This window comes from Amycolatopsis sulphurea, assembly GCF_002564045.1.
In the GTDB taxonomy this organism is placed as follows: domain Bacteria; phylum Actinomycetota; class Actinomycetes; order Mycobacteriales; family Pseudonocardiaceae; genus Amycolatopsis; species Amycolatopsis sulphurea.
This window is the reverse complement of record NZ_PDJK01000002.1, coordinates 5,496,090-5,507,604: the sequence shown is the minus strand read 5'-3', so window position 1 is coordinate 5,507,604 and position 11,515 is coordinate 5,496,090. Positions and strand designations below refer to the sequence as shown.

The window sequence follows — 11,515 nt, the reverse complement described above, 5'->3', positions numbered from 1 at the left end:
GCAAGCCGCTGCCCCCGCCCGCGGCGACTCAGCTGCGGCCGATCGTCTTGCAGAAACAGAACAGTGCCGTACCGGTCGTGTTCGGTGCGGTTTTCGGTGTGCTGGGGACGATGGTGGCGTTGCGCGGGCGTCGCAAGAAGTAGGCAGACTCCCTTCGGGGCGTGGTGGTGGCGTTCGTCGGCCGGTGATGGTCCGGGTTAGGAGATCTCAGGGAGTCTACTTCGGACAGTGAGTGGTCAATGCGGGGGTGGTCAGATCTTCTTTGCGGCTGCGGCGATGTCGGCGGCGAAGGTACTCACTTCGGTGTACACGCCGGGGGCGTGGGGGCGGGCGCAGCCGGTTCCCCAGCTGGTGATGCCGACCTGGATCCACCTGTCGGCGTCGTCGCGGCGGAAGAGGGGACCGCCGGAATCGCCCTGGCAGGCGTCGACGCCGCCTTCGTCCACGTACCCGGCGCAGATCTCCGCGTCCGGGTGCAGGCCGTCGTACTCGCCGCCCTGGGAACGGCAGGTTTGGTCGTCGACGAAAGGGACTTCGGCTTTCCGCAGGTAGCGTTGCTGATTGCCGTCTTCGACGGTGTCGCCCCAGCCGGCGACAGTGAACTTGCCCTCGTTGTAGTCGGCGGCGGTGGCGAGCGGCAAAGTTGGGATCCCACGGACCGGGTGGGCCAGCTTGATCAGCGCCCAGTCACCGCCGGTGGTGTCGTGGGTGGGGGAGCGGTAGACGTAGGTGGAACGCACCTTCGTGGCGCTTGAGTCCTGCAGGTCGACGACGCCGAGGGTGGCGGTGATCGAGGTGTCCTTGCCGGTGCGGTCTACGCAATGGGCTGCGGTGAGCACGATCTGCTCGGTGTAGAGAGCGCCGCCGCAGCCGTCGGAAATCCTTACCATCCAGGGGAATTCGCCTTGGCTCGCGCGACTGCCGCCGACCACTGCGGTGCCGTTGGCCGAAGGCGGGGGTGCGGCAGCGGGGGGTGGCGAGACTGGCGGCGGTGAGGCATGCCGCGGCGTCGCCACGGATCTGGTGAGCAGGCTGATCCATATTCTGGTCAAAGGAATCGTCCTTCCGGTGTCCATTGTGGAGCGTCGAAGCGTGCCGGGAGAGGTCGGCGACGGTTCGACTACACCAGAGCGCCCGAAAGCGGACAACCAACTTGTTCGGATCTTCGGAATTCTTCACCGCAGCGGGCATACTTCCGAGTTGCGGTTTCGGGCTCGATTCGCGGGTGTGCCTCGGCGAAGGGGGGATGAGGTGTGGTCGGAGCGAACGGACCTCTCGCGTCGAAGCCTTGTGCCCGGCCGGATCCGTGTTAGTGGCGCGGGCGCATGCGCCGGATTCCGTATGCCGCCGCACCGATTCCCAGTACCGCGACACCGGCCAGGACCGACGTGAGGGGAAGGCTGAACGCCAGTACGAGGCATCCGATCAGTCCGACGACGGCGATGGCGATGAAACGGCGTGTGGTGCCTTCGGTGTGCCGCAACGTCATTGCCGGCGTTCGCGATTGCGTAGTACGCCAGGACGGCGAAGGACGAAAATCCGATAGCGCCACGGAGGTCTGTGAAGCTGGCGAGGATGGCGACGACAACGCCGACAGTCAGTTCGGCGCGGTGTGGCACCTGGAAACGGGGATGTACGGCGGACAATGCGCGCGGCAAATGCCCGTCGCGAGACATGGCGAGCATGGTGCGCGAAACCCCGAGTACGAGCGCGAGCAGAGAGCCAAGCGCGGCGACAGTGGCTCCAATGCGAACAATCGGTGCCAACCAAGGCCATGGTGCTGCTTCGGCGAGAGGGTCTGTGCGTTGCCCGAGTCGGGCTGGGCCGAGCGTTGTCAGGAGTACCAAAGCAATTGCCGCGTACACGACGAGGGTGCACGCGAGCGCGATCGGGATGGCGCGGGGGATCGTACGGGCTGGGTCGCGCACTTCCTCGCCGAGCGTGGCGAGCCGTGCGTACCCGGCGAACGCGAAGAACAACAGCCCGGCAGCTTCCAGTACTCCATTACCGAAGAACGGTGAGAACGCCACCGTGGTGTGGTCGCTTGAGACGGCTGCGACGGAGACGACTGTCAGCACGACAAGCGTGATGCAGACGATGACCCGGGTTGCGAGTGCGGACCGATGTACGCCGAGATAGTTCACGCTCGTCACGAGAGCAACGACGCAGACGGCGAGAACAGTTCGCCACGGCTTCCCAAGGTCTGGTGCGGCGTACGCGACGACGGTGAGCGTCATGGCCGCACAGCTCGCTGTCTTCCCGGTGATGAAACCCCAACCCGCGAGTAGCCCCAGAAATCGCCGACCGGGCACGTCCGTAGACGTACGTGCCTCCGGACTCCGGGTAACGCGCCGCCAGTCGTGCTGACGAAGTGGCGTTGCAGTACGCGACTACTGCGGCGACGGCGAGCGCGGGCAATAGGCCAGCGCCGGCGGCGCGGGCCGCGGGCGCGAAGGCGGCGAAGACTCCTGCGCCGATCATCGACCCTAGCCCGACGAAGACAGCGTCGGTCAGGCCGAGTCTGCGCGCGAGCGCATCGGGAGTCCTCCTGCGGTCGGGCTCGTTCTCGGGATAGCGAACCACGCAACGGCGGCTGGCATAGGCTCGGGCCGACTTCCTCACCACTGTCCCACCAGTCCGCCGACGGTCCGGTCCGCGACGGCATCCCCGAACATGGTCGGGTTCCGCGCTACTACGCGTTGAAGGTCGAACTGCTGGCTGTGATCGCCGAACTCGGCGAAGGCGCCGTACTGTCGGCCGAGCGTGAACTATGTGAACGTTTCGAGGTCTCCCGGGCGATAGTGCGGCAAGCAGTAGGTGAACTCCTTCTGGGAGGCAGGCTGTCGCGACGGCAGGGGATGGGACGTACGTGGCGCCCCGAAGCTCGTATAGCCGCTCGCGCTCGTCAGCTACACCGAAGGACTGCGACGGCAGGGCAAGGGGTCGCAGGTTCAAATCCTGTCAGCCCGACCGGATCGGCCACGTTCACGCAGGTGGACGTGGCTTTCTTCATGTCTGGGCATACTCAGCCCCGGGGCTGCCCACATTTTGCCCACATGCCCCGGGCTGATCATCCGCTGCCATGCTCGCCAGCGCCCGGGTACGCCGCATGTCGAGTACGTCCGCGACCTCATCGAGACGATCCGGGAACAGGTGCCCGTACACGTTCAGGGTCATGGCCGCATCGGCGTGGCCGAGCATCTGCTGAACGACCTTCACGTCAGCACCAGCCGCGATAGCAAGGGATGCGGCCGTGTGTCGGAGCTTGTGCGGAGTAAGCCCAGCGACGCGGAGGTCAGCAGCTTTCTGTGCCGCGTTGAACTCCCGGACGCGCCAGTTGTTCGCTCTCAGCGCCTGGCCTCGACCGTGGTGAACATCAAGTCGTCGGGCTGCCGTCCGATCACGAGCGGCCGGAGTACCGATACGAGCGAGGCCGGGAACGACACGGTTCTCTTCTTCCCCGTCTTCGGCGGTCCCTCGTGCTGCACACCGCCAACCTCAAAGAACGTCACGGCAACCCGAATGCGCCGCTTGGCCAGGTCCACATGGCCAACACGCAGTGCGGCAGCCTCACCCAGCGAAGACCGGTGTAGGCCAGCAGCAGGATCAACGCGCGATTGATTTCAGCTCCAGCCGTCGGCCGGTCGTACTTCGTCCGGAGGCCAGCAGCGGCGACGGCCAGCGTCTCCACCTGTTCATACGTAAGGTAGACGTGCTCAGCCTCCGGACGCACCGGCAGCTTGACGCCCTGCGCGGGGTTGGCCGGGATGCGGCGCGGCACGCACCAGTCGAGCACCATCGAGAACACCCGGTATGCGTGCCGAGCCTGCGAAGGACCGAGGCCGCTGCCACCCTTGTCCTTCGCCTTCAACAGGTCCGCCACCCATAGCGCCACATCTTCCCGGTGAATCGCGTTGAGCGGCAGACCACCCCACCTGACGTTCACGTGGTTGTCGAGGAGCCCCGGTACTTCCACCACGTCGACTGGCGCAGGTCGTGTCGGCTCTCCAACCACTTCTCCCCCATCTCGGAGAACGTGACCTTGGATGACTTTGGATCCACATAGGACCCACCACGGAGACTGTTCTCAACATCGGTCCGACGCGCCTCCGCCTTGTCCTTGCTCGGCGCTGTCTCCGAGCGCAGCTTGCCGGTCAGGTCGTAGTAGCGAACCTCCCAGCGGGCCGGTGGTTGCCGCCCTGCCGCCTTCGCTTTCGCCACGGCTTCACGGTGGGATGACTTCTTCAGCCGGTCATACACCCATGCCCGCGCCATCATGCGCCTCCTTGGTCTTCGATCCAGGTGTCGACGTCTTCGGGGCGGTAGCGGATGTATTTGCCGATGCGGCGGCCGGTGGGGCCGTAGTTTTTGGTGCGCCATTTGTAGAGGGTGTTGATGGGGATTCCGAGGTGGTTGGAGAGGTCTTCGATGGTCATCAGGGTTTTGCTCATGGTCGTTCCTCCTTGTCGAGCTTTTCCTGGCGTTGCTGGCGTTGTCCTTCGTAGATGGCGGCTGCGATGTCGCGGTCGTGGTGGTGGCGGTAGCCGTTGCCGGTGTGTTTCCAGTGGTTGACCACGAGCACGGTGTCGGGGTCGGTGCCGGTGGCGTGGAGGGTGGCGAGGTGCTGGTGGGTGCGTCGGTCGCCGCGGATGGTGGTGAAGGTGATGGAGTAGGCGATTGATTTGGTGAGGAAGTGGCCGCGGAACCCGAGCATGTGCGCCCATTTCCGCAGGAAACCGAGGTCCGGGTTGGCGCCGAGCGTCCACGCGGTGGTGATCATGCGCCGGTGGTGGGGGTGGACGTCGAGTGCCTCGATCGCTTGTTCGGAGCGGATGGGGCGGTCGGGGACTTCGCTGGTGGAGGTGCCTTTGGTGGCGTATTTGGCGATGTAACCGGCGAGGGCGCGGTCAGTGATGTCGCCGTCGTCGGGGTCGGTGGTGTGGGCGGGGCGGATGGGGCGGATGTCGGCCTGCTGGCCCCAGGTGAACACGTGCCGGGTGGTGTCGCCGCCGATGGTGAGGGTGCGGGTAATGCGGGTGTTCTCCACGGCGGCGCGGGTCGCGTGTTCGAGGAGCGCGTTGTCGGCCCAGCCGGGTGCGGGGTCTGCGGGTCCTTCGGGGCCGTCGAGGCGGATGACGGCGTGGAAGTGGACGAGTCCGCGGCGCTGGTATTCGGCGACTTTGGCGTAGGACAGGCGTGCGTGCTCGGGGAAGTCTTTGACCCGGATGCCGGCTGCGGTGGCGAGTTCCCGGCGGAGGCGGACGGTGAAGGCGTGCCACAGTTCCCCGGCGTGGCCCTGCCACAACACGGACCCGGGGTAGTCGTAGTGGGCGGGGTCGATCGCGGTCCCGATCCGGGTGTCGGCGTCGTGGTGGTATTCGCCGCAGCGGCAGGGCAGGCGGCGTCCGGTGCGGGTGGTGGGCCGGTTGTGGACGGCGCCGAAGCTGGGGCGGTGATGGTGAGGAACAGGCGGGGCTTGCTGGTGACGGTTTCGGGGATGGTTTTGCCGCCGGTCATGCCTGCGCGGAGGAGGTGGAACGCGTCGGCGGCGTAGCGGTCGGAGCAGGCGGGGCAGACGCTTTCCCGCCGGTTGCCGCAGGGTGTGTAGACGACGCCTGCGGTGTGGTCGAGGATGCGGCCGGTGTGGTCGGTGACGGTGCGGTAGCCAGTGAGGTGGACTGGTTGCAGGCATCCGCCGGTGGCTTCGGCGCGGGCGCGCACGGCGCGGATGACGGCGGGGGTCATGCGGTTGGTGATGCGGGCCGCCAGTGCGGACCCGTCGTGCTCGGTGATCATGCTGGCCTCTTTCGTGCGGGTGCACGCAGGGGCCGGGACGTCGCACCGCGGTCGGGGGAGACGTCCCGACTGTGGTGCGAGGGGGTGATCTGGTCAGGTGGTGACCTTGTGGTGGTTCACGGTGGTGTTCAGCTCGTCCGCGAGGGAGGCGAGCATTCCGGCGGGGAGGGTGACGCGGGCGGAGAGATCCGCGGGGGTGACGGGGCGACCGGCGGTGTGGGCGTCGGCGGTGATGTCGGTGATCGTGGTGCGGATGCTGGCCGGGAGACTCGCAAGGACGCTCCCCGCCGGGGCCGGGGCCGGGGCCGGGGCCGAGGTTGGGGTTGGGGTTGGCTTGACGGGCGCGGGCGCCGGAACGGGTTGGGGCGTAACGGGTTCAGCCGCCGCCGGTGGGGGTGGGGGTGCTGGGTGGGTGGTGGCCGGTGGGGTGGTGAGGGCGTCGTTGCGTGCTTGGGTGCAGCGTTGCTGGATAATCGGCATGACTTCGGCGAGCAGGTAGACCACGAGCGGGATGACGATGTGGAAGAACACGCTGCCCTGGGAGATGCCGCCGGTGGCGGGGGTGAGGGCGGCCCACACGTTCGCGGCGAACGTGGCGGCGAGCAGGAGCCGTTTGAGGTGCGTGACGGGTTTGTCGGTGACGGGGATGTCGGCGGCGAGCATCGCGGCTTCCCATCGGAGCAGGGTGACCAGGATTCCGGCGAGGGCGGGTTCGGCCAGCCAGGCGCCCCACCACAGCGGGTCGGTGGCGGTGAGGCGCCCGGCGAGGAAGTCATGCACGCCGGTGGTGGTGAAGCCGAGCCCGACAGTGAGGAAGAACCACATGGTGCGGGTGATCGAGGTGCGGAAGCGGTCCGCGGTGACCGCCCCGAGAAGCGGATCGGTGGCGAGGCGGTGCACGTCGTGGGCTTCGGTGAGCTGGGTTTCCAGGGTACGGACCCGGCGCGAGACCGGGCGGGCCGCGCTTTTCGGGGCGGACTTGCGGAACACGTCAGGTACCTCCTTTCAGAGGGCGTCGGCGGTGCTGATGGTCAGTAGCGGCCGGTGCGGTATCGGTCGGCTTCGCGGCGGAAGATCCGTGCTTGAGTTTCGAGGTAGACGGGTATTTTCTCAGCGAGTTCCGCTAGTTCATTGCTGCGAAAATCGGTGTTGCCGTCGTATGCGCGGACCAGTCGCCGATGCAGCTCGAAATACTCGTTGACCAGGGGTCGAACCACCTGGAACAGCTCGTTAAAGTCGTCGGACATGCCTAGCCTTTCGCTCGGGCGGGGGGTATGGCGGATGGGCGCGTGTGGCATGCCGTGAGTCCTCGCGGCAAGCGTCACGAGGACTCACGGCATGCCGAAACCGATTACCTGCCGGTGGCCAGGTCGTAGGCCTCATGGGCTTCCCGGCGCATTTCGGCGGCCCCTTCCTCATAGAGCTGGACCATTTCGCTGGCCAGGTCTGCCAGCTGCAACAGCGCCTTGCGGTTGCGACCACCCTCCGGGTTGATCACCGTCCGGTCGATCGCATAGAACTCTTCGTGCAGCCGGGCAAGCTTCATGACGATGGATTCACGGATGCGCATCAGCGGGTTCCTTCCGGGGTGGTGTGGAGGTAGCGGGCGGTGGAGTCGAGCAGGGCGGCGAGGTAACGGGCGAACGCGGGTGGCATTTCCAGTTCGGTCACCTCGGGGTGTCCGTGCCGGTGCTGGGTGACGCGGAGCAGGACCGTGGTGGAGGTGGCTGCTACGGCGGTGTTGGTGACTCCGGCACCGCCGTAGCGGACTCCATCAATCGAGCGCAGGGGGTAGATGCCGAGCCCGTCTTCGAGGGTGGCTACGGCGGTGTGCCAGATCTCCGCGTCCGGCGGGGGCACGGGGTCGGGGCTGGTCATGGCGGGTCAGTCCTCTTCGTAGCGGACGTAGGAGTAGCTGTAGGCGCTGTCACCGTGGCGGGTGGAGCGCCATTCCCGCCACATCGCTGCTGACAGCCCGGCGAACACCAGCAGCGTCGGGACCATGACGAGGAGGAACAGCCACCACGAGCGGATCAACACGATTTCGAGCACCAGCGCGACCACGGCGGCGCCGGTGATCTTCAGCCAGGCGGCAAGGAACTTCAGGGTGATCATGCGAGGTGTCCTTTGCGGAGTTCCAGGGCGAGCCGGTACAGCTCGCCGGGGGTGACCGATTCGGACGCGCCCTCAGTGAGCGCGACGTGCTGGCGGACGGTGCGGTAGGGGAAGGCGTCGTAAACTCGGACGGTGACCCCGCAGGGTCCGCGGCCGGTCAGGGTGATGTGCAGGTCCCCGCCGGGGGTGTGCCACCAGTCGCCGGTGATCCCGGTCAGCTGGTGTGTCCAGATCAGCAGGGAATCGAGAACCGCCACGCGATCCCACGACGGTACGGACGGCTGGATATCGATACGCCGCAGGCCCGGATACAGGCTGATCGAGGCCGGGTCAGGCGCGGGGGTGTCCCGGACATAGCGGGCCGCCACGGCCGTGAGCCGGGCAGTATCGGGCACGGAGGCCGGTGCAGACATAGTGGACAGTCCTTTCCAGACGGTCAGGCAGCGATCGGGTAGACGTTGGAGTCAGCAGGTGGCTCGTCTGCCGGGGTGCAGAGGCGGACGAGTTCGTCAATGTCGTCATCGGTGCTGTATCCCGCGCGGACGCGGATGGGCTGGCGAGAGGTCTCGGAGGTGCGGTAGCCGATACCCTCACACCCGGTTTCCGGGATCTCGTCCGCCAGCGCACCCCGGTCACGGGCTCCCTCACCCAGCACCATGTCCACAAAGGACGCCGCGCCGGTGCGCAGCGAGATCCGGCGGGTGAACAGGTCCCGGACCGGCACGATGTCCTTGGCCGGTTCCTGCACATAGGCGATCACCGCATACCCGGCCGCGCGGCCCTGGGTGAGGATCTCGGCCAGCACCCGGTTAACCTCGCTGACCGTGCGGCGACCGGACAGTGCGGTCAGCATCATCAGCTCATCGATCATGAGGACCTCGAACGGAGTCCCGGCCGAGGCGGTGAACTTGCGCAGGCCGTCCTCGCGGAGCTGTTCCTGCCGTTCCCGCATCCGGTCCCGGAACCGGAACAGCACCGCCAGCATCGGATCAACGACCTCGTCACCGTCACCGTTGTCGTACTCGGTCTCGTCATCGGCGGAGGTGGCGTAGTCGAAGAACAGCGGCCTGCCACGCTCGGTTTCCATCCCGCCCTTCGGGTCGATCATCGAGATCCGGGCCACCCGGTCCCGGATCATCGGCCCCATCGCCCGCAACGGGTTCCACAGCAGCGACCCCTTACCCGAACCGGTTCCCCCGGAGATCAGCCAGTGCTGCCCGGCCAGCGGCTCAGTCCACACCGCGCCGTACTCGGTGTCACCCAGCTCGATCGCGGCCAGGTCAACCTCGCTGGGGTCGCCGGGGATGTCCGCGGGTGGGATCACGTCCTCGAACGGGTTGCCGAACACCAGCGTGACCGTCAGGACCCGCGGCTTGGCCTTCTCGATCGAGATCGCATCCGCACCCAGCGCGGAGGCAAGCTCTGCCTGCGCGTTGCGGAACGTCTCCACCGACTGTCCCTTGCGGATCGCCACCGTCACCACATCGATCGACGGGGTGGGGCTGGCAACCTTCAGCAGGCGCGGCACCAGCACTTCCCCGGTCCTGCGGTCATCCACGGTCAGATCACAGAAGTCGAGAGTGGACCTCCAGGACTGGCCGATATAGCGAGTCCAGCGGCGACGCGCCGAGCGCAGCCGCGGCGAGGCGATCCGGGTGAACGACTCCGGGTGCGCCCGGTACCAGCCCAGCCCGGCCACGAGCGTGCTCGCCGCGAGGCTGCCCGTCGTGACCGGGCCGAGTTCCAGCACACTCGCGGTCACCGCGGCCGGTGTGGCGAGGAAGCCGGGATGCCGAGCCAGCCACAACGCGCAGCGGGCTTCCGGGCGGGTCTTATAGCGGTTACGGCGGATGGCCGTACCGGTCTTGGGTTTGCGGCTCATGAATCAGGCACTCCCTGGTCAGGAGACGAGCCAGGGCCGCACCCACCCCGGGACGACCAGGGGAACGCGGCCCTGACCTCGCCCCGGGGTTGGGTGATCACTATCGATGTGCGGTGATGGCGGGCCGCGGGATCAGCGGCGGCGAGCCCGCGGGCCGCGCTTGCCCTCCGAGCTGAACAGCGGTTTCGCTGCCTCCATCGTGGTGGTCATCGCGGCGACCTTGCGGGCAGCCTCGTCATGCTCCTTCTTGAAACCACCCACCCGGTTCGGCATCGTGGTCATGGCCTCACGCAGCTTCCGCATGGCCTTGTCAAGCTCAGTGATCTTGCTATCCAGCTGTGAACTCACAATCAGTCCCTTCCCTATCGGTTGATCAGGCGTCGCGGTCAGACAGGCGCCTGCAGTCCGGGCACCTCGGGCCGAACCCGAACACGTGGAACACCTCGTATCCACCGGCCTCCGCACTCACCCCGCACACCGCGGTAATACGGCCGGACCACAACGAACATTCCGCCGTCACATGCAGCAGGCCCCGCTCATCACTCACACCCGCCACCCCCGCGAAATCAGCTCCGCCTTACGCTTCGTCGCCGCCGCGCGCAGCGAGTCCAGCGACGCCGACGCCCCGCGGATACTCGACTGAACCTCCGAGCGGCCCGGGACCTGCCAGCCCTCAAACCGGTCACCCCCACCCCGCTCGTTCAACCCCTTGCCCAGCTTCGCCAGCTCATCGAACGCAGCCCGGACCTGATCCAGCGCCAGCTCGAACTCGGTGTACTTAGCCTTGTTGTGCTTATTGATCGTTTGCGACGTCATCCGTTTGCCTTTCGTCGTTGTTCACCCGTGGTCGTTGGCCGGGCCGCCAGCACACGCCAGCGCCGGGCCTTGTCCTTCGTCGCACGGGGTACCAGCACCGAATTACCAGCACCGGAATACCCATAACAGGTGTAGAAGTGGGTTCCTCCCTTCGTCAGCCACCTCGCATCCAAAAGGTGATGCACCGCGTCTGATTCATCCCGGGGGGCGACCTCGATCGCGAGGCGCGCATACAAGCGATACACCCTCTCCCCCGGACCAACCAGCACATAACCCACGTTCTCCGCAATATGCAGCACCTTCTCAATCAACGCCATATCATTCACCGGCAACCGAACCGGTGCCCTCGCCCCAGAATCAGCCAGCGGACTACCAAACAAGTCCAGCGATCCCTCCGTCACCGCAGTCACCTCCGTGCGGTCCGACCGGAACGCGCAAGAATCAGCCCTGCCGCCACAATCGCGACGACAACCCCCGCCGCAGCAGGACACGCCAACGCCAGCGCCGCCAGCATCACCAGCCACACCAGCACCGGCACCACGCCATGGGCCACCACATTCGCTGACATCACACACCCCGCCTCGGGCCGTGCGGGTCAAACGTCGACAGGCCTTCTACGCAACTGGAACTCATGCCACGACCTCCACAGACTCGGCCAGGTGCAGCCACGGCCACGCCAACAATTGAGCCGAATACACATCACACTCATCCATTGCTCTGCTCCAAACAACTCGTACGGACACTCCCGAAGACCCCCGAAGAAATGAGTTCGGGAATCAACGCGAACAGCCGTAACAGGCATGTTTTTGGGCGCAGTCAGGCACACTCTGAATTTGTCAATCAACAAAGAGCCCCCGCCCGACTCGAAACGGGCCGCTAACCAGAAATAGGGAGGGCGGTTACCGC

Annotated in this window: 15 protein-coding genes and 3 pseudogenes; 1 reads left to right on the top strand and 17 read right to left on the bottom strand. The window is 66.4% G+C overall.

Translation table 11 applies throughout. The annotated features are described in order from the left end of the window. Positions 1-251: 251 nt before the first annotated feature. Positions 252-1,076: a S1 family peptidase gene (locus tag ATK36_RS31155; protein WP_098514677.1), complete on the bottom strand. Its 825-nt coding sequence runs from the start codon at positions 1,074-1,076 to the stop codon at positions 252-254. Positions 1,077-1,309: 233 nt separating this feature from the next. Then, a pseudogene (locus tag ATK36_RS31150) lies at positions 1,310-2,481 on the bottom strand (APC family permease). A gap of 143 nt (positions 2,482-2,624) precedes the next feature. Here ATK36_RS31150 and ATK36_RS31145 point away from each other — a divergent pair. Then, positions 2,625-2,889 (top strand): annotated as a pseudogene (locus ATK36_RS31145) (GntR family transcriptional regulator); the annotation flags it as partial. Positions 2,890-3,009: 120 nt separating this feature from the next. Here ATK36_RS31145 and ATK36_RS34100 read toward each other — a convergent pair. From ATK36_RS34100 to ATK36_RS31870, 15 genes and pseudogenes are all read right to left on the bottom strand, one after another. Next, positions 3,010-3,351 (bottom strand): tyrosine-type recombinase/integrase, encoded by a 342-nt coding sequence (locus ATK36_RS34100; protein ID WP_245915411.1) that lies wholly within the window; start codon positions 3,349-3,351, stop codon positions 3,010-3,012. Positions 3,352-3,508: 157 nt separating this feature from the next. Next, on the bottom strand, positions 3,509-3,979 hold the full coding sequence (locus tag ATK36_RS34095; protein ID WP_245915337.1) for a site-specific integrase: 471 nt from the start codon (positions 3,977-3,979) through the stop codon (positions 3,509-3,511). Next, on the bottom strand, positions 3,943-4,275 hold the full coding sequence (locus ATK36_RS34090) for a hypothetical protein (protein ID WP_245915336.1): 333 nt from the start codon (positions 4,273-4,275) through the stop codon (positions 3,943-3,945). The genes ATK36_RS34095 and ATK36_RS34090 overlap by 37 nt, the downstream gene beginning before the upstream one ends. Then, complete coding sequence (locus ATK36_RS31135) at positions 4,275-4,451, bottom strand: helix-turn-helix domain-containing protein (RefSeq protein WP_098510191.1); 177 nt, start codon at positions 4,449-4,451, stop codon at positions 4,275-4,277. The genes ATK36_RS34090 and ATK36_RS31135 overlap by 1 nt, the downstream gene beginning before the upstream one ends. Then, a pseudogene (locus ATK36_RS31130) lies at positions 4,448-5,745 on the bottom strand (replication initiator). Before ATK36_RS31130 ends, ATK36_RS31135 begins: the two are co-directional and overlap by 4 nt. 144 nt (positions 5,746-5,889) lie before the next feature. Next, positions 5,890-6,786, bottom strand: coding sequence for a hypothetical protein (locus tag ATK36_RS31125; protein ID WP_098510193.1), 897 nt, complete (start codon positions 6,784-6,786; stop codon positions 5,890-5,892). A 41-nt stretch (positions 6,787-6,827) separates the two neighbouring features. Continuing rightward, entirely contained in the window at positions 6,828-7,043 is a 216-nt protein-coding gene (locus tag ATK36_RS31120) for a hypothetical protein (protein WP_098510194.1), read from the bottom strand. Positions 7,044-7,147: 104 nt separating this feature from the next. Continuing rightward, entirely contained in the window at positions 7,148-7,366 is a 219-nt protein-coding gene (locus tag ATK36_RS31115) for a hypothetical protein (RefSeq protein WP_098510195.1), read from the bottom strand. Beyond that, positions 7,366-7,674 (bottom strand): hypothetical protein, encoded by a 309-nt coding sequence (locus tag ATK36_RS31110; RefSeq protein ID WP_098510196.1) that lies wholly within the window; start codon positions 7,672-7,674, stop codon positions 7,366-7,368. The genes ATK36_RS31115 and ATK36_RS31110 overlap by 1 nt, the downstream gene beginning before the upstream one ends. 6 nt (positions 7,675-7,680) lie before the next feature. After that, positions 7,681-7,911: a hypothetical protein gene (locus ATK36_RS31105; RefSeq protein WP_098510197.1), complete on the bottom strand. Its 231-nt coding sequence runs from the start codon at positions 7,909-7,911 to the stop codon at positions 7,681-7,683. Then, a complete protein-coding gene (locus tag ATK36_RS31100) occupies positions 7,908-8,324 on the bottom strand; it encodes a hypothetical protein (RefSeq protein WP_098510198.1) in 417 nt (138 codons plus the stop codon). Before ATK36_RS31100 ends, ATK36_RS31105 begins: the two co-directional genes overlap by 4 nt. 23 nt (positions 8,325-8,347) lie before the next feature. After that, positions 8,348-9,793: a cell division protein FtsK gene (locus tag ATK36_RS31095; protein WP_245915335.1), complete on the bottom strand. Its 1,446-nt coding sequence runs from the start codon at positions 9,791-9,793 to the stop codon at positions 8,348-8,350. A gap of 132 nt (positions 9,794-9,925) precedes the next feature. Next, positions 9,926-10,141: a hypothetical protein gene (locus tag ATK36_RS31090; protein ID WP_245914367.1), complete on the bottom strand. Its 216-nt coding sequence runs from the start codon at positions 10,139-10,141 to the stop codon at positions 9,926-9,928. Positions 10,142-10,336: 195 nt separating this feature from the next. Beyond that, a complete protein-coding gene (locus ATK36_RS31085; protein ID WP_098514676.1) occupies positions 10,337-10,609 on the bottom strand; it encodes a hypothetical protein in 273 nt (90 codons plus the stop codon). Beyond that, positions 10,606-11,010, bottom strand: a complete 405-nt coding sequence (locus ATK36_RS31870) for a hypothetical protein (protein WP_141544582.1) — start codon at positions 11,008-11,010, stop codon at positions 10,606-10,608. The genes ATK36_RS31085 and ATK36_RS31870 overlap by 4 nt, the downstream gene beginning before the upstream one ends. Positions 11,011-11,515 lie beyond the last annotated feature (505 nt).

What these genes read in the sequence shown, in the direction of transcription:
- ATK36_RS31095 (WP_245915335.1), bottom strand. Translation starts at nt 9,793, where the DNA reads ATGAGCCGCAAACCCAAGACCGGTACGGCCATCCGCCGTAACCGCTAT.
- ATK36_RS31100 (WP_098510198.1), bottom strand. Translation starts at nt 8,324, where the DNA reads ATGTCTGCACCGGCCTCCGTGCCCGATACTGCCCGGCTCACGGCCGTG.
- ATK36_RS31115 (WP_098510195.1), bottom strand. Translation starts at nt 7,366, where the DNA reads ATGCGCATCCGTGAATCCATCGTCATGAAGCTTGCCCGGCTGCACGAA.
- ATK36_RS31155 (WP_098514677.1), bottom strand. Translation starts at nt 1,076, where the DNA reads ATGGACACCGGAAGGACGATTCCTTTGACCAGAATATGGATCAGCCTG.
- ATK36_RS31085 (WP_098514676.1), bottom strand. Translation starts at nt 10,609, where the DNA reads ATGACGTCGCAAACGATCAATAAGCACAACAAGGCTAAGTACACCGAG.
- ATK36_RS31120 (WP_098510194.1), bottom strand. Translation starts at nt 7,043, where the DNA reads ATGTCCGACGACTTTAACGAGCTGTTCCAGGTGGTTCGACCCCTGGTC.
- ATK36_RS34090 (WP_245915336.1), bottom strand. Translation starts at nt 4,275, where the DNA reads ATGGCGCGGGCATGGGTGTATGACCGGCTGAAGAAGTCATCCCACCGT.
- ATK36_RS31110 (WP_098510196.1), bottom strand. Translation starts at nt 7,674, where the DNA reads ATGACCAGCCCCGACCCCGTGCCCCCGCCGGACGCGGAGATCTGGCAC.
- ATK36_RS31105 (WP_098510197.1), bottom strand. Translation starts at nt 7,911, where the DNA reads ATGATCACCCTGAAGTTCCTTGCCGCCTGGCTGAAGATCACCGGCGCC.
- ATK36_RS31135 (WP_098510191.1), bottom strand. Translation starts at nt 4,451, where the DNA reads ATGAGCAAAACCCTGATGACCATCGAAGACCTCTCCAACCACCTCGGA.